Genomic DNA, 19,670 nt, shown 5'->3' with positions numbered 1-19,670 from the left:
TGGTCCTCAATGCGTCCCGTGGGCGAGGTGCTCAGGCTCCTCGCCGAAACTGAAGCCCGCGCCGCGCATGGTTGAGACCATGGCCATCATGCGGCCGTACAGCTCGTTGGTGCCGTCCAGCATTTCAGGCTGGGTGAAGACCGCGGTGGGGACCACCAGTCCGCGGGGGGTACGCTCGACAATCCCCTTCTCGACCAGCTGCTCGACATAGGAGACCAGGATGTGGTCCGGCATCGGCGTGGTGCGGCGCAGTTCGTCCATGGTGACCGGGCGCCTGGCGGTGTCTGGCGGGATGCTCTTCAGCTGAGCGTATCGCTTGTCGGTGATCAGGTGCTGGGTGTTGAGCACCCAGATCGCCGTGAAGATCACGTACTCGATGATGTCGTCATCGTGCATCCGGGCCATCGAGGTCGCGATGCGCACGATTTCGTATCCGACGATGCGCACGATGGCGCGACGATTGTCAGTCGACGGGGGGAGCGTGGTCACGACAACACCTCGGGGGAAGGATGGCCGAGGCCTAGGTTAATTCGTCTGAGGGTAACAGTCGGTGAACCGCCGTTCGCGCGACGGGAGAATTATTCCGCCGCCGCCAGGGTCGCGTTCTCGGCCTTGGCAAGTTCGGCCGCCTTGGCCTCGACCAGTTCGACGATGTGCTCGACCATGCGCTCGTTGTCCATCTTGTGATGGGCCTTGCCGGCCAGATAGACCATGCCCGCGCCCTTGCCGCCGCCGGTGAAGCCGACATCGGTCATCAGCGCTTCGCCCGGGCCGTTCACGACGCAGCCGATGATCGACAGGCTCATGGGCATGGAGATGTGCGCCAGCCGGGCTTCCAAGGTCTCCACGGTCTGGATGACATTGAAGCCCTGCCGCGCGCAGGAGGGGCAGGCGATGATGTTCACGCCGCGATGGCGCAGACCCAGCGACTTCAGGATATCGAAGCCGACCTTGATCTCCTCGACCGGATCGGCCGCCAGGCTGACCCGGATGGTGTCGCCGATCCCGGCCCAGAGCAGCGAGCCCATGCCGATCGCCGACTTCACCGTGCCGTTGCGCAGGGCGCCGGCCTCGGTGACGCCCACATGCAGCGGGCAATCGATGGCCTCGGCCAGCTGCTGATAGGCGGCCACGGTCATGAAGACGTCGGAGGCCTTCACGCTGATCTTGAACTCGTGGAAGTCGTTGTCTTGGAGGATGCGGGCGTGATCGAGCGCGCTCTCGACCATGGCGGCGGGGCAGGGCTCGCCGTACTTTTCCAGCAGGTGGGGTTCGAGGCTGCCGGCGTTGACGCCGATCCGCATCGAGCAGCCGTAGTCGCGGGCGGCCTGGATCACTTCACGCACCCGGTCGGGCCGGCCGATATTGCCCGGATTGATCCGCAGGCAGGCCGCGCCGGCCTTGGCCGCCTCGATGCCGCGCTTGTAGTGGAAGTGGATGTCCGCCACGAGCGGGACCTTGGACTCCCGGGCGATGGTCTTGAACGCGGCGGTGGAGTCCTCGTCGGGGCAAGAGACCCGCACGATGTCGGCGCCGGCCTCTTCCAGTTGGCGGATCTGGTCGATGGTCGCCGCGGCGTCGGCCGTCAGCGTGTTGGTCATCGACTGGACCGTGATCGGGGCGTCGCCGCCGACCTCCACATTGCCGACGCGGATCTTGCGCGAGGTTCGCCGGTCGATGGCGCGCCAGGGGCGGAGGTGGGTATGATCTTGGACGCTCATAGCCTGAGAAAATAGGGCCTCTCGCGGCAAAACGCGAGGGGGCCGTTCGCCCTAGGTGATGTCCTCGCCGGGCTTGAGCCCGCCGGCCAGCAGCGCCTCCCAGACCGCCTCGGCGTTCTCGGCGAACTGGAAGAGGTCGAGGTCGCCGGGGTTGATCATGCCTTCGGCGACCAGGGTGTCGAAATTGATCACCGAGCGCCAATAGGTCTCGTCGAACAGCACGACCGGAATCGGCGGCGCCTTGCCGGCCTGGCGCAGGGTTAGGATCTCGAACAGCTCGTCCAGGGTGCCAAAGCCGCCGGGGAACACCACCAGGGCGTTGGCGCGCATCGCCAGGTGCATCTTGCGCATGCCGAAATAGTGGAAGCGGAAGGTCAGCTCCGGCGTCGAATAGGGGTTGGGGAACTGCTCGTGCGGCAGGGTGATGTTGAAGCCGATGGAGGGGGCTCCGGCCTCGGACGCGCCACGGTTGGCCGCCTCCATGATGCCGGGCCCGCCGCCGGTGGCGATCACGTTGTCGCGGGGCTTGGCGCCGCTGAGGATCGCGCCGCCGCGTTCCGAGGCGATGCGCCCGAACTCACGCGCCCCGGCGTACCAGCGGGCGTGGCGCTCGTTCCCGTTCTCGCCGACCCGGGCGCTGCCGAACACCACGATGGTCGAACGCACGCCCCAGGCGCGCAGGGCTTCGTCGGCCTTGGAGAATTCCAGCAGGAAGCGGACGCCGCGCATGGAATCGCCCAGCAGGAAGTCGGGGTCGAGAGCGGCCAGGCGATAGGAGGGGGAGGCGACTTGGGCGGCGTTGGCCAGTTCCCGGTCGATACCGTCTTTGCCCGCGCTCATGATTCTGGCCTCCCAACTGTACTGGGAGGCAGCTTCGCCGCTGGGGGCGGGCAAGACAACCGCACGGGGCGGTCAGCCCGTGAGCTTCGACGCCGAGATGGTGGGGGAGGGCAGCAGGCCCTTGGACTGGCCGCCGACGAAGACCTGGAACGCGTGGTCGTCGGTGGAGTCGATGGTCAGGCCGGCGAAGTTCGGCACCCGATAGGCTTCGCCCGCCGCCAGCTGCCGGGCGAAATAGACCACGCCGCCATTGCCGCGCACGATCAGCGAGCTGCCCTTGAGAGCCTGCAAGGTGACGACCGAGGATTGGGGCGCGGCGCCGTAGATGGCGCCCTTTTGGATGAAGGTCGGCGGCAGCGGCCGGGTGGGTTCCACGGGGCCGGTGACCGGGTTGGCCGCGGCCAGCTTCTTGGCGGCCAGCACGGCGTCGGACGATCCGTCGGCGGCGGTCGCGGCCGCCAGGCCGGGGGTTTCGTAAGGGGCCGGCGTCGTCGACTCGACCGGCGCGGGCAGCGGCGCGCCGAGCGACACCGGACCAGCCGGGGCGCCCAGCTTGGCCTTGGCCAAGGCTGATTCAGGCGCGCGGTGGGGTGGCGGAGCGTCCTCGCTCATCGCGCGCTGCGCGATGTTCCAAAGGATGATGGCCGCAACCACCAGTATTCCGGCGCCGACGATCAGGGTCAGGCGGGGATCTTTGCTCTCGCTGACGCCGATCGGCGCGCGCAGGGCGTTGTCGGTCAGCGGCTCTTCGCGACGGAAGCGTTCGACGGCGGCCTCGCCGTCCAGGCCGAGCGCGACGGCGTAGGCGCGAATATAACCGATGGTGAAGGGGCGCGACGGCAGCTCGTCCAGCCGCATTTCTTCGATCGCCGCCAGGTAACTGCGGCGGATTCGCGTGTTGTCGGCGAGATCTTGCAGGTTCAGACCGCGCAACTCGCGGGCGGCTTTCAGAGCCGCGCCAATATCGGGGCCCGCATCCAGGTTAGGCGTGAGGGCGTTTTGACGGTTCGCTTCGCGATCACCGTCCATCCTCAAATGCAGATTTGTAACCCCGCCAGTATCAAGCGGCATGGCTACCTGGCACCCCTGTTAAAGCTACGATCTAAAGGCGAAACCACGTGCCGCCAACGTTACTGTCTAGGTCTTAATATTCCATTGTAAATATCATTCTAGGCGTCGGAATTCAATGCGTTAATCAGACGCGGGCCGCGTGGCCCTGGTCCTTCGCAGCGCGAATTCTAGATCGCCAGATACAATTTGCGCGCGAGCGTCTCGATCTCGTTGCGGATTGTTCCCGCCGAGCCGCGGATCAGGGTCTGAACCCCGCGCCGAGCCGCCTCGCGATCGCAGGACAGCACCATCTGCTTGACCGGCCCGACGCCGGCCGGCGGCATGGACAGGCGGTCGAAGCCCAGCGCCACCAGGACGAAGGCCTCCAGCGGTCTGCCGGCCATCTCGCCGCAGACCGAGACCGGCGTTCCGGATTCCTCGCAGGCCTTCTGGATCGTCTCCAACGCCCGCAGGGCCGGAGGCGACAGGAAGTCGTAACGGTCGGCCACGCGCGGGTTTCCCCGGTCGGCGGCGAACAGGTACTGCATCAGGTCGTTGGTGCCGACGCTGACGAAGTCGGTCATCGGCAGCAGGGCGTCCAGGTGCCAGATCAGCGACGGCGCCTCGATCATCGCGCCGACGTCGAGGCGCGAGGGGGCGGGGCGTCCGCGGCGCTGGGCCCAGGCGACCTCGTGGTCGACCAGGGCGCGGGCGGCGCGGAACTCGTCCACGCTGGCCACCAGCGGAAACATGATGCGCAGCGCCCGCCCGCGAGCCGCGGCGATCAGGGCGCGCAGTTGCAGGCGCAGCAGGGCCGGGCGGTCCAGGCCCATGCGGATGGCGCGCCAGCCGAGGGCGGGGTTCTCCTCGCGCTCGGCCTCCATGTAGGGCAGCACCTTGTCGCCGCCGAGATCGAGCGTGCGGAAGGTGACGGGCCGGTCGCCGGCGGCGTCCATCACCCGGCCATAGAGCGCAGCCTGGGCGTTGAAGCGCGGCATCTCCTCGGCGACCATGAACTGGAACTCGGTGCGGAACAGGCCGATGCCCTCGGCTCCGGTCTCGCCCAGGATGTCGAGATCGACGTCGAGGCCGGCGTTCATCAGCAGGGTGATCTTGGCGCCGTCGCGAGTGAAGGCGGGCGTGTCGCGCAGCTTGGCGAACTCGGCGCGGCGCTGGAGGCGGACTTCCAGCCGGGCCTGCAGCGCCTTCACCACGTCGGGGCGCGGGCGCAGATAGGCTTCGCCGGTCTCGGCGTCGACGATCACGGGGTCGCCTTCCGACACCCGGTCGCGCAGGCCAGGCAGGCGGCCGACGCAGGGGATGTCCAGGGCGCGGGCGACGATGGCCGCGTGGCTGGCCGAAGAGCCTTCTTCCAGCAGCAGGCCGGCCAGCTTGGTGCGGTCGTATTCCAGCAGGTCGGCGGGGCCGAGGTTGCGGGCGATCAGGATGGCGTTCTGCGGCAGTTCGCGCGCCACGTGCCCGTCGCCGGAGAGGTGACGCAGCAGCCGGTCGGCCAGGTCCTCGAAGTCGTGCAGCCGCTCGCGCAGGTAGGGATCGCGGGCCTGGCCCAGGCGGGCGCGGTGTTCGGAGCGAACCCGTTCGACCGCCGCCTCGGCGGTCAGGCCGTTGCGGACGGCGTCCTCCAGCGACCGGTTCCAGCCGCGGTCGTGGGCGAACATCCGATAGGTGTCGAGCACCTCGTAGGAGGCGTCGACCAGGCCGTGCTGGCCCTCCAGCATCTCGTCGATCTGGGCCTGGAGTCCCTGGATGGCGGTCTTGAGCTTGGCCTCTTCGGCGACGACGTCCTCGGCCAGCAGCTGAGAGGGGGCGACCGGCGGCTCGTGCAGGACGGCGACGCCGAGGGCCAGGCCGTCGGCGAACTTCGAGCCGATCAGCCGCTCGGGCCGGTGGGGCGCGATCTCGACGCCCTTGAGTTCGCCTTCCAGCTCGCTGCCGGCGACCATCTCGGCCAGCACCATGGCGACGATCTGCAGGTCCTCGACCTCGTCGTCGGTATAGCCGCGCTCGGTGCGGTTCTGGACCACCAGCACGCCGATGGCGCGGCCGCCGCGCAGCAGCGGCACGCCCATGAAGGCGTGGAAGGGATCTTCGCCGGTTTCGGGGCGGTAGGAGAAGGCCGGGTGGTTCGGCGCGTCCGACAGGTTCAGCGGCCGGCCCAGGCGCATGATCTCGCCGACCAGGCCTTCGCCCGGCTTCATCCGGGTGACGTGGACGGCGTCGGGATCCAGACCTTCGGTGGCGAACAGCTCCATGTCGCCGCGTTCCCGGAGCATGTAGAGCGAGCAGACTTCGGCGACCATCGAGCGGGCGATGATGCGCACTACGCTGTCCAGGCGCGTTTGCGCCGGCCCGCCTGAAGCAAGCGCCTCACGAATCTGCCGAAGCAGACTGCGTTGTCCCCGAATGGCGACACCCTGCATGGCCATCAGTCGGTTGCTCTCCCTGTCCTTTTCCGCCTCGTAGCAGCTTTGAACGTCGGAACGGAGACGAAAAGGCGACCCCAAGTTTTTGTGAGCGTCACTGTGGAATTTCCTCCGGCGTTTCTGACGCAAGTGCGCAATTTCTGCGCATTTGCGCGCGTCGGCCAAGCTCTGGCGTAGCGCCCAACATGGCCTCATAGTGTTGAAATAACGTGGTTCGTCTGGGGAGGCGGCGATGCGGAAGAGCTGGCTTGCGTTCGCGCTCGGCTGGGCGGTGATCCTGGCAGGGTCGCTGCTGGCCCATGTCGTTCAGACCTCCGGCGGCGTCACCGTGCAGGACGTGCGGTTTGCGGGTGACAAGGGGACCACCCTCTCGGCGCTGGTCTACACCCCGCCCGGCGCGAGCGCGGCCAGGCCGGCGCCGGCCGTGCTGGTCAGTCACGGCTATATCAACACCCGCGAGATGCAGTCGGCCTTCGCCATCGAACTGGCGCGGCGCGGCTTCGTGGTCCTGGCGATGGACATGTCGGGGCACGGCGGTTCGACCGGCATCGTCGGGACCAACGACTTCGGCGGCCCGGCGGCCCTGCGTTACCTCAAAAGCCTGCCCCAGGTGGACAAGGCCAATATCGGTCTGGAAGGCCACAGCCTGGGCGGCGGCCCGGTGGTCGGCGCGGCGGCTTCCGACCCGGCGGGCTACAAGTCGGTGGTGCTGGAGGGCTCGACCCCGGCCATCGGGGCGGTGTTCGGCTCGGCCGCCAAGGCCGACCTGCGCAATCTGGCGATCGTCTTCGGCGGCTATGACGAGTTCGCCGAGCTGATGTGGCAGGTGGAGAAGGGCGTCGACGTCCCGAAATCCAAGGCGCTGCAGGCTTTGTTCAGGACCTCGGGCCCGGTCGTGCCCGGCCAGGTCTATGGTGATGTCGCCGCCGGATCGGCCCGGGTGCTGTACGTGCCGCCGGTCACCCATCCCGCCGAGCATTTCTCGGTCGCCGGGGTCGCGCCCGCCGTCGACTGGTTCCAGAAGACCCTGGACGGCGAGGCCAATCCCCTGCCGCCCACCCAGCAGATCTGGATCTGGAAGGAGGTCGGCACGCTGATCGGTTTCGCCGGGCTGGTGATCTTGATGCTGGCGACCTTCCAACTGCTGCTGTCGGCGCCATGGTTCCGGGCCCTGGCTCACCCCGCCGAGCCCGCGGCCGAGCGGCGCGGCGGGCGGTGGTGGTTGGCCTTCGTGCTGACCGCGGCGCTGCCGGCGATCACCTTCTTCCCGTTCATGAAGCTCGGGATGCTGTTCCTCCCGATGGCGTTTTTCCCGCAGTGGATCACCAATCAGCTGCTGGTCTGGGCGCTGCTCAACGCCGTGCTCACCCTGCTGCTGGGCTTGGTGCTGAAGAGCGCCAGGCCGAGCGTGAAGACCGACTGGCTCCGGTCGGCCGCGATCGCGCTGTTGGTGGCGGGCGTGGGCTATCTCTCGCTCCACATCGTCGATCAGTTTCTCCATGTCGACTACCGGTTCTGGGTCCTGGGCCTGAAGCCGTTGGACGCACTGCACCTTGGCTATGCGCTGGCCTATCTGCCGCTCTGGACGGCCTTCTTCCTGGTCGCGCTGCACGCCCTGCACGCCAATCTCGCGGTGAAGGGGGAGGGGCGGATGGTCCAGTACGCGGCGGGGATGGCGGCCATGTGCCTGGGCTTCGTGGTGCTGCTGGCGGTGCAGTACGCCAGCCTGTTCGTCACCGGCCGGCTGGCCATCCCGAGCGAGCCGCTGAACACCATTGTCGGCATCCAGTTCGTGCCGCTGCTGGCGGTGGTCGGGCTGATCGCGGTGTTCACCTATCGGCGGACCGGCAGCCACGTTCCCGGCGCGCTGATCTGCGCGCTGTTCATCACTTGGTACGTGGTGTCGGGCACGGCCACCCACTGGTCGCCGCAGTTCCAGCTGCCGGCGCCCGGGCGCGGCTAGGGCGTCACCAGATAGGCGCAGCGCCGGGCGCCCGCGAGGATATGTTCGGCGCGTTCGACCCGGGCCGGGGCCAGCATGGTCTCGAACAGGGTCAGCTCCGAACGGCAGAAGCCCTGGCAGGCGCTGGCCGCGGCGCAGATCGGGCAGTGGTTCTCGATCAGCAGATAGGCGCCGTCCTCGCGCCGGCTCCATTCGGCCATGTAGCCCTCGGCGGCGCGGACCTGGGCCAGGCGATCAAGCCGCTCCTCCAGGCTCGCCGCGCCGTCCAGCGCCTTGCGGTAGCCGACCTGCGTCGCCTGCTCGCGGCGCTTAACCAGCCGGTCCATGCCCTCGTCGCCGAACTCGCCGCGGATCGCCTCGATCAGTTCGAGCGTCATCTGGGCGTGGGTGTCGGGAAAGCGCCCGTTCCCCAGGGCGGTCAGTGACCAGGAGCGGCGGGGCCGTCCGACGCCCATTCGTTCGGTGACGTGCTCGACCAGGCCCTCGGCCGCGAGCTTTTCCATTTGCAGGCGGGCGGCCTGGCGGGTGACACCCACGGCCTCGGCGAGCGCCTTGGTCTGGGCCGGTCCCTTGCTCTTGAGCAGCAGGAGGATTTGATCGGATGTGGTGCGCATTTGACAAATGGATGATTGCAAAATCCGCCGGCCGGGTCTAGCTCGGAATAAGTAAAGTAAGGGATTGTCAAATGGCGGGCGCAACCAAGGCGGATGGAAGTTGGGCCGACGTGATGGCGGACGGCCGCCTGCCGCGCTTCATCCTGATCTGTCTTGGGGTTTGGATCAGCGCCGCCGACTCCCTGGTCACCGCCACGATCATGCCCAGCGTCGGCGCAGACCTGGGCGGTTACGCCTATTTCGGATGGGCCACGGCGGGCTTCCTGCTGGGCTCGGTGCTGGCCGGCGCCAGTTCAGGCCTGCTGGCGCTGCGCTTTGGCCTGCGCCGCGCGACGGCGGCCGCGGCCCTGCTCTATGCGGTCGGCTGCGCGCTCAGCGCCGCCGGCCCCGACATCTGGAGCTTTCTGATCGGACGCCTGCTGCAGGGCATGGGCGGCGGCTGGGTGGTCGGGTTCTGCTCGGTGGCCATCGGCCTGCTGTTCCCCGACCGCCTGTTGCCGCGGGTCTATGCGTCCGTCACCGCGATCTGGGGCGTGGCCAGCCTGCTGGGGCCGTTGATCGGCGGGATCTTCGCCGACCTGGGCGCCTGGCGCTGGGTGTTCTGGCTGTTCGCGATCCAGGCGCTGGGCGTGGCCTGGGCGGCCTGGGCCCTGTTGCCGAGCGGCGAGGACGGCGAGGGCTCCAGCAAGGTGGCGTGGCCCCAGCTTGGCCTGATCGCCCTGGGGGTTTCGGCCATCGGCCTGGCCGACATCGCCCATAACTTCGCCGGGTCGCTGGCCCTGACGGCGGTCGGGATCATCTTGCTGGCGGCCATGGTCTGGCTGGATGGCCGCTCAAACGTGCGGCTGCTGCCGAAGGGATCGGGGAGCCTGAAGACCATCGCCGGGTCCGGCTTCGCCACCATGTTCCTGCTGACCACCGCCTCCATGGGCTTTTCGATCTATGGCCCGGCGATCCTCCAGACCCTGGCCGGGTTCTCAGCGCTCTCGGCGGGCTATGTGATCGCCGGCGAGGCGGCGGCCTGGACGGTCATGGGGCTGCTGGTCGCCCACCTGACCGGCGCCTGGCCGGTGCGGATGATCCGGCTCGGCGCCGTGGTGGCGACCCTGGGCGTGTTGTTCAGCGCGCTCGTCTTCCCCACCGGCTCGGTCTGGGGCGTGATCATCGCGGGCCTGTTCCTGGGCGGCGGCTTTGGCCTCTCCTGGGCGTTCATGAGCCAGCGCATCCTGGCGGCCCTGCCGATGGAGGAGCGCGCCATCGGGGCGGCGGCCATGACCACGGTCAGGCTGACAGGTTCGGCCGTTGGGGCGGCGGCGGCGGGCGCGGTCGCCAATCTGGTGGGCTTCTCCGGCGGCCTGACGGAGGTGACCGCCAAGGCGGCGGGGCTGTGGGTGTTCGCCTCGATCCTGCCGATCGCGATGCTGGGCGTCTGGACCGCCTGGCGGCTCACCGTCCAGCGCTTAACCCCGGCGTGACAGCGCGCCCAACATGATCTGGGTCAGGGCGATGGTCGCCTCTGCGCGCGACAGGCGCTGGACGGCGGCGGCCTGCGACAGGGCGTCGGCCGCGCCGATCAAGCCCAGCAGGACCGCCCGCCCTTCAGGGCCTGGCAGGTCGACGAACGGCGACAGCGCCTCGCGATAGAGGTCGACATAGCCGTCCCGCAGCGTTTGACGGAAGTCCTCCATCTCCTCGGTGGCCGACAGCGCCGCGGCGATGGCGCCGAACTCCGGGCCGGCCGAGAGCACGCAATCGACATAAGCCGCGCTGACGATGGCGACCACATCCTCCAGGGTCTCGGCGCGCGCGGCGATGGCCGCCTGCGCCGCCTGGGCCTGGCGGGCGTCATAGTGGCGGTAGAGCGCGATCAACAGGCCGGCCCGCGTGCCGAAATGCTCATAGGCGATGGGTTTGGTGACGCCGGCCTGCTCGGCCAGATAGGCCAGGGTCAGGGCGTCAGTGCCTTGCGAGCGCACGATCGCCGAGGCGGTCTCCAGCAACTGGATCCGCCGCTGCTCCTTGGGCATCCGCTTGGCCGACACGAGCATCCTTTCCCCGTCGAGGCCGCACGTCACGAAGGCGCTTGACCGACCGATCGCTCTGCGTATGTTACCAATCGTAACTTACAGATCGTAATATAGCGACGGTTCTAGCGGAGGCGTTCATGACAGCCAAGTCGATTCAAGTTTCCAAGGCGACCCCCGATGACGCGGCGCGCTTCGCCCCGCTCATCGCAGGACTGATCCGGGCCACCGGGCCCGTCAGCTACGATTATCAGTTCGGCGGCGGAGGGCTGCTGGAACGCATGGTCGCCGCCTCGTGGACCGTGCCCGACACCCTGTTCGCGGCCTCGGCCGCCACGCTGGCCACCGATGGCGATGAACTGCTGGGCCTGGAACTCGGCTTCGCCGGGCCGAACTTCTACGTCTTCAAGGACAATCTGGTGGCCCTGGCCGGCGATCTGATCGCCCAGGGCGTGGTGTCGTTCGAGGAGCTGAAGGGCCTGGCCGAGCGCGCCGAGCAGGCGAGCTATCTGAACGCCCACGTCCCGGAAGACGTCTATTACCTGCACGCGCTGTCCACGCCCGAACGCCATCGCGGCAAGGGGGGCGGCCGGCAATTGCTGCAGGCGGCGATCACGCGAGCCAAGGCGGACGGCTACCGCGAACTGCAGCTGGACGTCCTGGCCGACAACCCGGCGGTCGGCTTCTACCAGGCCAACGGCCTGCGCATCCTGACGGAGACTCGCTCGCCGGACCTGTCGCGTGACCACGCCTTCCCCAGCGAGTACCGCATGGCGGTGGCGCTGTGAGCCCGCGCATCCTGATCGCCGGCGGCTATGGCCTGGTCGGCGGGCTGGTCGCTCGCCATATCCGCGCGGCCGGCCATGACGTCGAACTGATCCTGGCGGGCCGACGTCCGGCGGACGGCGAAGCGCTGGCGAAGGAGCTGGGCGCGAAGACCGCCCGGCTCGACGTCGCCGATCCCGACGCCGACCTGACGGCGATCGGGCCGGTCGATCTGGTCGTCGCGGCCTTGCAGGACCCGCGCGAAGGCCTGCTGCTCGGCGCCTTGAGGTCGGGGGCCGCTCATATCGGCGTCACCCGCACCGCCGACACCATGTCGCCCGTCGCGGTCGCGGCCGGCGCCTTCGCCGCGCGTCCAGTGCTGATGCTCGGCCATTGGCAGGCCGGCGTGCTCACCTTGGCGGCGCAGGTTGCGGCGGCGTTGTTTACGCGGGTCGACCGGATCGATCTGGCGGCGCTCTACGACTACGCCGATCCCATCGGCCCGATGACTATGGGCGACAGCACGGGCTTCGTCGGCCGCGCCCTGATCCGCAGCGACGGGCTGTGGGCCTCGGTGGACGCCGAGGTGAACGGTCGGCAGGTGGCGCGTCGCGGCCAAACGGCCTTCGACGCCATGCCGATGGGGGTTTTGGACGTCCCTGGCCTGGCCATCACCACAGGCGCGCCCAATGTCCGCTTCGATCTGGGGACCGGCGAGTCACGCGGAACCCAGGCGGGCGGTTCCGCGTCCCACGACCTCTTCATCGACATCACCGGGCAGGTCGAGGGCGGGCAGGTGGAGACCCGTCGCACGGTTCTATCTGATCCACGCGGCCAGGCGCACCTGACGGCGCTTGGTGTGCTGGTCGCGGTCGAGCGTATTCTGGGCCTCGATGGCGGCCCGCCGACGACGGCCGGGCTGAAGTTCCCCGAGAGCTTCCTGGACGCGCGCGCCGCCATGGCTCGCTTCGAGGCGTTCGGGGTCAGCGTCGGATCGGAGGCTTTGCAATGACCCACGTCATGCGGGCCCTGACCCTCGCGCCCGATGGGCGGATGGAGGTGGTCGAGGTCGCGGTCCCGGCGCCGAAGCCGGGTCAGGTCCTGGTTCAGATGAAGGTCTCGGCGGTCAACGAAATGGACGTCCAGGTCAGGTCCGGGGGCTGGAGGCCGCAGGTGAAGGCGTTCCGCCGGGCCGGACCGGCGGTGACCGGCTTTGAGTTTGTCGGCGTCGCCCACAGCGACGGCCGCCGCATCCGCTCCGGTGATCGCGTGATCGGTTACAGCCATGTGCTGAACGGACCGCGCACCCATGCCGACTACGCCTGCATCGACGAGAACGACCTGCAGGTGGTCCCGGCGCAGCTCGGCGACGAGGATGCGGCGGCGCTGGTGGTGATGGGCCTGACGGCCATCGAGATCCTCGAGCGGCTGAAGCCCCTGCGCCCTGGCCAGCGATGCCTGGTGATCGGCGCGGCGGGCGGGGTCGGGGTCTACGGCGTCCAACTGGCGAGCAGCCAGGGCGCGGAGGTGAGCGCGGTCTGTTCGGCGGCCAATGGCGAATGGGTCAGCTCGCAGGGCGCCTCGCAGATCAGGCCCTATGAGAGCGAACCGCTCTACCGCAGCGGCGACCGCTTCGATCTGGTGATCGATACGCCGGCCAAGTCGTCGTTTCGGGCGGCCGTGCCGTATCTCGCGGCGGGTGGAATGTACGTGACGACCAATCCCACCGCCGACCTCGGCGGTTTCGTCAGGTCCGCGTTCTCATCGAAGCGTGTCGGCTATCTGATGATGCTGCGGTCAAATCCAGCGAAGCTGGCGCGGCTGATCGAGCTTCACGCCACCGGCGCGATGCGGGCGGCGGTCGACAGCGTCCATGATCTGGCGGAGGCGAACGCGGCCTTTGACCGGTTCGCCGTCCGCGGCAAGCAGGGGCGGGTGCTCCTGCGGATCAATCCTTAGAGCTGGTCGAGACCAAAGCCCGCGTGCAGGGCGCGGACGGCCAGCTCGGTATAGGCCGCGTCGATCAGCACGCTGATCTTGATCTCGCTGGTCGAGATGACCTGGATGTTGACGCCCTTCTCGGCCAGGGACTGGAACATGGTCTTGGCCACGCCCGTATGGCTGCGCATGCCGACGCCGATGACCGAGACCTTGGCCACGTCTTCGTTCACGGCCACGTCGTCGAAGCCGATCTGCGGCTGGGCGGCGCGGACGATCTCGACCGCGCGGGCCGCGTCACGCTTGCCGACCGTGAACTCCATATTCGCAGTGTCGGCCGTTCGCGCGTGGCTCTGGACGATCATGTCCACGTTCACATTGGCGTCGGCCAGGGCGCCGAAGATCTCCGACGACACGCCCGGATGGTCGGGCAGGCCGAAAAGGCTGATCTTCGCTTCGTCGCGGCTGTAGGCGACGCCGCTCACGATCCGCTTTTCCATGATCTCTTCCTCGTCGCACACGATGGTGCCTTGGCCGGGCGCTTCGCCGGGCTCGACAAAACTGGACAGCACCCGCAGCGGAACGTTCTGGGCCATCGCCAGTTCGACCGAGCGGGTTTGAAGAACCTTGGCGCCCAGGGACGCCATCTCGAGCATCTCCTCGTAGGAGATCTTGTTGAGCTTGCGGGCCTTGCTCTCGATACGCGGGTCGGTGGTGTAGACCCCGTCCACGTCGGTGTAGATGTCGCAACGGACCGCCTTCACCGCCGCGGCGATCGCCACGGCGCTGGTGTCGGAGCCACCGCGGCCGAGCGTGGCGATGCGGCCGTCGCGAGTCACGCCCTGGAAGCCCGCGATCACCGCGATCTCACCAGCGTCCAGCGCCGCCGACAGCTTCTCGGGCGGAATGTCGTCGATGCGGGCGCGGCCATGGGCCTCGTCGGCGATGATCGGGATCTGCCATCCCAGCCACGACTTGGCGGGCAGGCCCATATTGCGCAGGGTCATGGCCAACAGGCCGGCCGTCACCTGTTCGCCCGAGGCGACAACGGTGTCGTATTCATCATCTGAGGGCGCAATGCCTTGCGCGGCGGGGCCGGCGCCGTCGGTCCAGGCGACCAGTTCATTGGTCTTGCCCGACATGGCCGAAACCACCACGCACACCTGGTGTCCGGCCGCGACCTCCGCGGCCACGAGCCGGCCAACACGCCGGATACGTTCTAGGTCGGCCACCGAAGTGCCGCCGAATTTCATCACTAGCCGAGACAGCGCAAGAGCTCCGCTTGAGAGGGAAGGCTGCGCCTAATAGCGGCGGGAGCGTTGGGGGGCAATGTCTGCCTTTCGAAGGCGGAAAAACGTCGCGCGCCGGCAAGATGTCGCCCGTCGAACGCCGCTGATCGCATAGGGGCTGGCGCTAATCGTCCGGCAGGAGGAAAAGAGCCCCATGTCCGCCGCCGCCGCATCCTCCATCGACCCGGAAGAGGTCGAACGTTTCTCCCGCATCGCCGCCGAATGGTGGGATCCCAAGGGCAAGTTCGCCCCGTTGCACAAGTTCAACCCGACCCGCCTGTCGTTCATACGCGAGCAGGTCCAGGTGCGGTTCGGCCGCGACGCCAAGTCGCTGCGCCCGTTCGAGGGGTTGCGGCTGCTCGACATCGGCTGCGGAGGCGGGCTGCTCTGCGAGCCGATGACGCGGCTCGGCTTCCAAGTGACGGGCGTCGACGCCTCGGAGCGCAACATCGGCACCGCCAGCACGCACGCGGCCGAGCAGGGGCTCTCCATCGACTACCGCGCCTCGACGGCCGAGGACCTGCTGGCGGGGGGCGAGGCGCCCTTCGACGTGATCCTCAACATGGAGGTGATCGAGCACGTGGCCGATCCCGGCGCATACCTGCGCAGCTGCGCGCGGCTGTTGGCGCCCGGCGGGTTGATGATCGTGGCGACCCTGAACCGGACGCTGAAGGCTTTCGCCCTGGCCAAGGTCGGGGCCGAGTACGTCCTGCGCTGGGTTCCGGCCGGGACCCACGACTGGACCAAGTTCCTGAAGCCCGAAGAACTTCGGAGCTTCCTGGCCGACGAGCCCGTCGCGATGCAGGGGCCGTTCGGCGTCGTCTACGACCCCTTGTTGCGGCGTTGGTCGAGGTCATCGGACTGCGACATCAACTACATGATGACGGTCACACGCGACGCGGCGTAAAGAGGCGACCTACAAGGTGGTAACCATGCCCTCGATACGCGTGCTCGGTCACGCTTTCCGCGCTTGGCGTCGCAATAAGAGGTGGGCGAAGCACGAGCCTGAGACCCCTTATCTCGCCGACCTGCTCGCCGGTTCGCCGATGTGCCTGCACGTGGGCGCCAGCGATGGGCGCCACGCCTATGTCGTCACCCAGGTCGCGCCGGCTGCGCAGATTCACGCCTTCGAACCCTCCGCCTTCACCTTCGAGGTCCTGAAGGTCTGCCTGGCCTGGCACGGCATCGCCGGCCAGGTGACGCCGGTCCACGCCGCGGTCTCCGACAAGGCCGGCCAACTGCTGCTGGTGACCCCGAAAAAGACCTCCGGCCGCATGGGGCGGGCCTTCGCCTATGTCGCCAGCGAGGCCCCGGTCGGCCAGGTGCGGCCCGACCTTGAGGACAGCGGTGTCGAGATCCAGCCGACCCCGGTGGTCACCCTGGACGGATATTGCGAGAGCCACGGCCTCAAGCGCATCGACTTCATCCGCATGGACATCGAGGGCGGCGAACAAAGGGCGCTGAAGGGCGCCGAGCGCCTGATCGACCGCGACCGGCCCCATGTGCAGATCGAGATCCACCCGGTCATGCTGGAGACCCGCTTCGAAAGTTCGGCCGAGGCCGTGCTCGACGTGTTCCTGTCCCGTGGCTACCGCATGTTCGCGCTGAACGGCGACCGGCTGGAGGAGCGCACGACGGTCGACACCGACCTGCCCTGGAAAGACTACTTCTTCGTCCATCCCAGCCGCGCATCGGAGCTTCCCGATGGGGTCTTCAAGGCCCGCATGGCGGCCTGAGCCGCGTCGGCCCTAGCGCCCGTGCCGGCCGCGTCCTACCCTCATCTGAACAACGATAAGGGAGGAGCCTGCGATGCTGGCCCTGATGATGGACCGGGCGCTGAACCTGCCCTCGATCCTCGAATACGCGGCGGCCTATCACGGCGATCGGGAGGTCGTGACCCGCACGGTCGAAGGGCCGATTCACCGCTATGGCTACAAGGACGCGCTGGCGCGGGCCAAGCAGATGGCCAATGCGCTGATCGATCTGGGCGTGAAGCCCGGCGACCGGGTCGCCACCCTGGCCTGGAGCACCCATCGCCATTTCGAGCTCTACTATGCGGTCTCCGGCATCGGGGCGATCCTGCACACGATCAATCCGCGCCTGCATCCGGACCAGATCGCCTGGGTGGCCAACCACGCCGAGGACAGCCTCTTGCTGTTCGATATCAGCTTCGGCGAACTGGTCGGCGAGCTGGCCCCCAAGCTCTCGACCGTGAAGACCTATGTGGCGATGACCGACCGCGCGCACCTGCCGGCGCAGGCGCCGGCCGGGACGCTGGTCTATGAGGAGCTGATCGCGGCGCATTCGCCGCAGTTCACCTGGCCCGAGCTCGACGAGCGCCAGGCCTCGGGGCTCTGCTACACCTCCGGCACGACCGGCAATCCGAAGGGCGTGCTCTACAGCCACCGCTCGACGGTGCTGCACGCCATGGCCCTGGTCCAGCCGGACGCCTTCGACCTCTCGGCCCGCGACACCGTCCTGCCCTGCGCCCAGATGTATCACGCCAACGCCTGGTGCACGCCCTATGCGGCCCCGCTGGTCGGGGCCAAGCTGGTGCTGCCGGGTCGGCAACTGGACGGGCCGTCGATCTGCGAGCTGGCGGTGGCCGAACAGGCGAGCTTCCTCTTGGGCGTGCCGACCATCTGGGTCGGGGTGCTCGATCACCTCGACCAGACCGGCCAGAAGCTGACCTCGGTGCGCAACGTCGCCATTGGCGGCTCGGCGCCGACCGCGGCCCTGATGCGCCGGGTGGAGGACCAACTCGGCGCCACCGTCCGCCAGATCTGGGGGATGACCGAGACCAGCCCGATGGGCGTCATCAACACCCCGCTGGCGACCCATGCCGGCGAGGACGAGGACGCCGCCTACGCCCGCAAGCTGAAGCAGGGGCGGGGCCTCTGGGGCGTCGAGATGCGGATCATGGGCGACGACGGGAGCGTCCAGCCGCGCGACGGGGCCAGCGTCGGCGCCTTGCAAGTGCGGGGACCTTGGGTGTCCTCGGCCTATTTCAAGAACGAGGGCGCGCAGGTCTTCCTGGATGACGGCTGGTTCGACACCGGCGACATCGCCACCATCGACACCGAGGGCTATCTGCGCCTGACCGACCGCGCCAAGGATGTCATCAAGTCGGGCGGCGAGTGGATCTCGACCCTCGACCTGGAGGATGCGGTGTCCTCCCATCCGGCCGTCGCCATGGCCGCCGCGATCGGGGTGCCGCATCCCAAGTGGGACGAGCGGCCGTTGCTGCTGGTGGTGCTGCGTCCGGGCCACAGCGTCGAGCCCGAGGTGCTGAAGGCCCACGTGGCCGAACGGGTCGCCAAGTGGTGGACGCCCGACGAGGTGCGGATCGTCGCCGAGCTGCCGATCGGCCCGACCGGAAAGGTGCTGAAACGGGAGCTGCGTGACCGAATGATCACGCCGGCCTGAAACAAGCACGGCCAGGCGAACCGGGCTTGAGTTGCCGCGTTCAACTCCCACGTCAGGATACCGAACTGGGAGCTTGAACCTTGCCGCATAAGAGACCCAAGGGCGTGTTGTCCGTGGGATGGGCCTGCTTCGCATGCGCCGCGACCGGCCGCACCGAGCATGCGCCGACGTCGGACGATTATCCCGACACCGTGGTCCGCCGGATCCGTTTCGACGCGGGCGGCGGGCTGGGGTGGAAGCTGTCGGCGATCACCACGCCGCGGACCAAGCCCGCGCCCTGGAAGATCGTGGTGGTGACCGGCGCGCCGTCCTGGGCGGAATACTGGGCGCCGGCGCTGGCCGCCCTGCCGCAGGATCGCGAGATGATCGTGGTCGACCGGCCCGGCTACGCGTCCTCCGAACCCATCGAATATGTCGGCGACATCGCCGTCCAGGCGCGGGCGCTGGCCCCGTTGCTGGACGCCAGGCCCGGCCAGAAGGTGTTGCTGGTCGGCCAGTCCTACGGCGCGGCCATCGCCGCCCTGATGGCGTCGAACAATCCGCGCAAGGTGGCGGGGCTGGTGCTGCTGTCGGGCTATTTCGGCGAGTCCGGGCCGACGGCCCGTTGGCTGCTGGACATGGGCGCCAAGCTGCTGAAGGTCATTCCGCGCGACCTGCGTCACGCGGTGATCGAGGTCACCAACCAGCCGGGGCAGCTGGACGGAGTGCGAGCGGCGTTGGCGCGGATGCGGGTTCCGGTGCACGTCATTCACGGCGACAAGGACGACTTCGCCCCCATCGAGATCGCCGAGCGTGTGCTGGCCGAAACCCGGACGTGGCGACCGATACGGTTCGAGCGCGTCCCCGGAGCGAACCATTTCCTGAACGACGGGCCGGTGGAGCCGTTGCTGGCCGCGCTTGAGGGTTGCATCCCGGTCCCGCGGCCGCTCCTGCGTCTCCGCTTGCCGACCCTGACCTGGTTCAAGCCAAAGCCGCCGCGCACCACCGTCCAAGCCTAGCGGTAAGCTGGGCCGCGATCACGATTTGGCCCTTCGTCGGAACCCTGGCGTGTAGGCGGCGGTTCTGAAGGCCGTTGGGCGGGCGCACGACGGAGACGAAAACATGATCATGAAGCCTCTCCTGGCTGGTGCTGCGGTCGCCCTGCTCGCCCTGCCGGCCATGGCCCAGCAGCCTGGCGTGTCGGGCTCGGCGGCCGAGGAGCCCGGCGCGGCCATGTCCTCGCCGCCGGCCGGCGAGCCCGCGCAGACCAGCGCCAGGACCGGCGCGGCCACCAACACCTCGGCCACGGTCGCCGACACCGACCTGAAGATCGGCGCGGCGGTGAAGGACGGATCAGGCATGGAGATCGGCAAGATCGCCAAGGTCGGCAAGTCGGGGGGGCAGACGATGGTCACGCTGTCGTCCGGCGCGCGGACCGCGGTGGTCCCGGCTTCGAGCCTGATGAAGTCCGGCGGGACCTTGATGACTTCGGAGAGCAAGGCGGAGGTCTGGGGCCCGCGATAGGCCCCGCGACGCCTTGGCGAAGCAGGGGCCCTGGCTATGACGCCGGGGTCCCTGGATTTTTGGAGGCGGGACGGGCGTTCTCCGAAAAACCCG

General features: G+C 68.4%; 18 protein-coding genes. 10 read left to right on the top strand and 8 right to left on the bottom strand.

Features of this window, described 5'->3' with window-relative positions; genetic code table 11:
* Positions 1-6 precede the first annotated feature (6 nt).
* The 5 genes from ASE02_RS10590 to ptsP all read right to left on the bottom strand — a co-directional run bounded on the left by ASE02_RS10590 (position 7) and on the right by ptsP (position 6,058).
* Positions 7-489, bottom strand: a complete 483-nt coding sequence (locus ASE02_RS10590) for a hypothetical protein (protein WP_056733927.1) — start codon at positions 487-489, stop codon at positions 7-9.
* Between the two features lie 89 nt (positions 490-578).
* On the bottom strand, positions 579-1,721 hold the full coding sequence (ispG, locus tag ASE02_RS10585) for a flavodoxin-dependent (E)-4-hydroxy-3-methylbut-2-enyl-diphosphate synthase (RefSeq protein ID WP_056733925.1): 1,143 nt from the start codon (positions 1,719-1,721) through the stop codon (positions 579-581).
* 51 nt (positions 1,722-1,772) lie between these two features.
* Positions 1,773-2,561: a TIGR00730 family Rossman fold protein gene (locus ASE02_RS10580; RefSeq protein ID WP_056733922.1), complete on the bottom strand. Its 789-nt coding sequence runs from the start codon at positions 2,559-2,561 to the stop codon at positions 1,773-1,775.
* Between the two features lie 72 nt (positions 2,562-2,633).
* Positions 2,634-3,632 (bottom strand): RodZ family helix-turn-helix domain-containing protein, encoded by a 999-nt coding sequence (locus ASE02_RS10575; protein ID WP_056733920.1) that lies wholly within the window; start codon positions 3,630-3,632, stop codon positions 2,634-2,636.
* 167 nt (positions 3,633-3,799) lie between these two features.
* Positions 3,800-6,058, bottom strand: a complete 2,259-nt coding sequence (ptsP, locus tag ASE02_RS10570; RefSeq protein ID WP_056733917.1) for a phosphoenolpyruvate--protein phosphotransferase — start codon at positions 6,056-6,058, stop codon at positions 3,800-3,802.
* A 229-nt stretch (positions 6,059-6,287) separates the two neighbouring features.
* Here ptsP and ASE02_RS10565 point away from each other — a divergent pair, with 229 nt between their 5' ends.
* On the top strand, positions 6,288-8,018 hold the full coding sequence (locus tag ASE02_RS10565) for an alpha/beta hydrolase (RefSeq protein ID WP_056733916.1): 1,731 nt from the start codon (positions 6,288-6,290) through the stop codon (positions 8,016-8,018).
* On the opposite strand, the gene ASE02_RS10560 is transcribed toward ASE02_RS10565, so the two are convergent.
* Positions 8,015-8,632, bottom strand: a complete 618-nt coding sequence (locus ASE02_RS10560) for a metalloregulator ArsR/SmtB family transcription factor (RefSeq protein ID WP_056733914.1) — start codon at positions 8,630-8,632, stop codon at positions 8,015-8,017. The genes ASE02_RS10565 and ASE02_RS10560 overlap by 4 nt on opposite strands.
* A 71-nt stretch (positions 8,633-8,703) precedes the next feature.
* Here ASE02_RS10560 and ASE02_RS10555 point away from each other — a divergent pair, with 71 nt between their 5' ends.
* Positions 8,704-10,107, top strand: a complete 1,404-nt coding sequence (locus tag ASE02_RS10555; protein WP_056733912.1) for an MFS transporter — start codon at positions 8,704-8,706, stop codon at positions 10,105-10,107.
* Here the strand turns inward: ASE02_RS10555 and ASE02_RS10550 are convergent.
* Positions 10,093-10,680, bottom strand: a complete 588-nt coding sequence (locus ASE02_RS10550; protein ID WP_200957658.1) for a TetR/AcrR family transcriptional regulator — start codon at positions 10,678-10,680, stop codon at positions 10,093-10,095. The two genes, ASE02_RS10555 and ASE02_RS10550, sit on opposite strands and share 15 nt — an antisense overlap.
* Positions 10,681-10,796: 116 nt before the next feature.
* On the opposite strand from ASE02_RS10550, the gene ASE02_RS10545 reads away from it, so the two are divergent.
* Genes ASE02_RS10545 through ASE02_RS10535 form a run of 3 tightly spaced genes read left to right on the top strand, consistent with a single transcriptional unit; the run spans position 10,797 to position 13,380 of the window.
* Positions 10,797-11,444, top strand: a complete 648-nt coding sequence (locus tag ASE02_RS10545; RefSeq protein ID WP_056733910.1) for an N-acetyltransferase — start codon at positions 10,797-10,799, stop codon at positions 11,442-11,444.
* Positions 11,441-12,433, top strand: a complete 993-nt coding sequence (locus tag ASE02_RS10540) for a hypothetical protein (protein WP_200957657.1) — start codon at positions 11,441-11,443, stop codon at positions 12,431-12,433. Before ASE02_RS10545 ends, ASE02_RS10540 begins: the two co-directional genes overlap by 4 nt.
* On the top strand, positions 12,430-13,380 hold the full coding sequence (locus tag ASE02_RS10535; protein ID WP_056733908.1) for an NAD(P)-dependent alcohol dehydrogenase: 951 nt from the start codon (positions 12,430-12,432) through the stop codon (positions 13,378-13,380). Before ASE02_RS10540 ends, ASE02_RS10535 begins: the two co-directional genes overlap by 4 nt.
* On the opposite strand, the gene ASE02_RS10530 is transcribed toward ASE02_RS10535, so the two are convergent.
* Positions 13,377-14,627: an aspartate kinase gene (locus ASE02_RS10530; protein ID WP_056733906.1), complete on the bottom strand. Its 1,251-nt coding sequence runs from the start codon at positions 14,625-14,627 to the stop codon at positions 13,377-13,379. The two genes, ASE02_RS10535 and ASE02_RS10530, sit on opposite strands and share 4 nt — an antisense overlap.
* Positions 14,628-14,802: 175 nt before the next feature.
* Between ASE02_RS10530 and ubiG the strand changes: the two genes are divergently transcribed.
* The 5 genes from ubiG (at position 14,803) to ASE02_RS10505 (ending at position 19,577) form a co-directional block, all read left to right on the top strand.
* Positions 14,803-15,555 carry a bifunctional 2-polyprenyl-6-hydroxyphenol methylase/3-demethylubiquinol 3-O-methyltransferase UbiG gene (gene ubiG / locus ASE02_RS10525; RefSeq protein ID WP_056733904.1) on the top strand — a complete coding sequence of 251 codons (753 nt, stop codon included), beginning with the start codon at positions 14,803-14,805 and terminating at the stop codon, positions 15,553-15,555.
* 25 nt (positions 15,556-15,580) lie between these two features.
* Positions 15,581-16,384, top strand: a complete 804-nt coding sequence (locus ASE02_RS10520; protein ID WP_082601996.1) for an FkbM family methyltransferase — start codon at positions 15,581-15,583, stop codon at positions 16,382-16,384.
* 73 nt (positions 16,385-16,457) lie between these two features.
* Positions 16,458-18,074 (top strand): long-chain fatty acid--CoA ligase, encoded by a 1,617-nt coding sequence (locus ASE02_RS10515; RefSeq protein ID WP_056733900.1) that lies wholly within the window; start codon positions 16,458-16,460, stop codon positions 18,072-18,074.
* An 80-nt stretch (positions 18,075-18,154) separates the two neighbouring features.
* A complete protein-coding gene (locus tag ASE02_RS10510) occupies positions 18,155-19,072 on the top strand; it encodes an alpha/beta fold hydrolase (protein WP_082601995.1) in 918 nt (305 codons plus the stop codon).
* Between the two features lie 103 nt (positions 19,073-19,175).
* Positions 19,176-19,577, top strand: a complete 402-nt coding sequence (locus ASE02_RS10505; RefSeq protein ID WP_056733895.1) for a hypothetical protein — start codon at positions 19,176-19,178, stop codon at positions 19,575-19,577.
* Positions 19,578-19,670 lie beyond the last annotated feature (93 nt).

It is taken from the genome of Phenylobacterium sp. Root700 (assembly GCF_001429025.1).
Classification (GTDB): domain Bacteria; phylum Pseudomonadota; class Alphaproteobacteria; order Caulobacterales; family Caulobacteraceae; genus Phenylobacterium.
Note: the sequence above shows the minus strand (reverse complement) of the source record. Positions and strands in the feature narration are given on the sequence as shown.

Bases quoted from the DNA above. Each gene is read 5' to 3' on its own strand.
- ispG (WP_056733925.1), bottom strand. From the start codon at position 1,721: ATGAGCGTCCAAGATCATACCCACCTCCGCCCCTGGCGCGCCATCGAC.
- ASE02_RS10580 (WP_056733922.1), bottom strand. From the start codon at position 2,561: ATGAGCGCGGGCAAAGACGGTATCGACCGGGAACTGGCCAACGCCGCC.
- ASE02_RS10575 (WP_056733920.1), bottom strand. From the start codon at position 3,632: ATGCCGCTTGATACTGGCGGGGTTACAAATCTGCATTTGAGGATGGAC.
- ptsP (WP_056733917.1), bottom strand. From the start codon at position 6,058: ATGGCCATGCAGGGTGTCGCCATTCGGGGACAACGCAGTCTGCTTCGG.
- ASE02_RS10565 (WP_056733916.1), top strand. From the start codon at position 6,288: ATGCGGAAGAGCTGGCTTGCGTTCGCGCTCGGCTGGGCGGTGATCCTG.
- ASE02_RS10560 (WP_056733914.1), bottom strand. From the start codon at position 8,632: ATGCGCACCACATCCGATCAAATCCTCCTGCTGCTCAAGAGCAAGGGA.
- ASE02_RS10555 (WP_056733912.1), top strand. From the start codon at position 8,704: ATGGCGGGCGCAACCAAGGCGGATGGAAGTTGGGCCGACGTGATGGCG.
- ASE02_RS10550 (WP_200957658.1), bottom strand. From the start codon at position 10,680: ATGCTCGTGTCGGCCAAGCGGATGCCCAAGGAGCAGCGGCGGATCCAG.
- ASE02_RS10545 (WP_056733910.1), top strand. From the start codon at position 10,797: ATGACAGCCAAGTCGATTCAAGTTTCCAAGGCGACCCCCGATGACGCG.
- ASE02_RS10535 (WP_056733908.1), top strand. From the start codon at position 12,430: ATGACCCACGTCATGCGGGCCCTGACCCTCGCGCCCGATGGGCGGATG.
- ubiG (WP_056733904.1), top strand. From the start codon at position 14,803: ATGTCCGCCGCCGCCGCATCCTCCATCGACCCGGAAGAGGTCGAACGT.
- ASE02_RS10520 (WP_082601996.1), top strand. From the start codon at position 15,581: ATGCCCTCGATACGCGTGCTCGGTCACGCTTTCCGCGCTTGGCGTCGC.
- ASE02_RS10515 (WP_056733900.1), top strand. From the start codon at position 16,458: ATGCTGGCCCTGATGATGGACCGGGCGCTGAACCTGCCCTCGATCCTC.
- ASE02_RS10505 (WP_056733895.1), top strand. From the start codon at position 19,176: ATGATCATGAAGCCTCTCCTGGCTGGTGCTGCGGTCGCCCTGCTCGCC.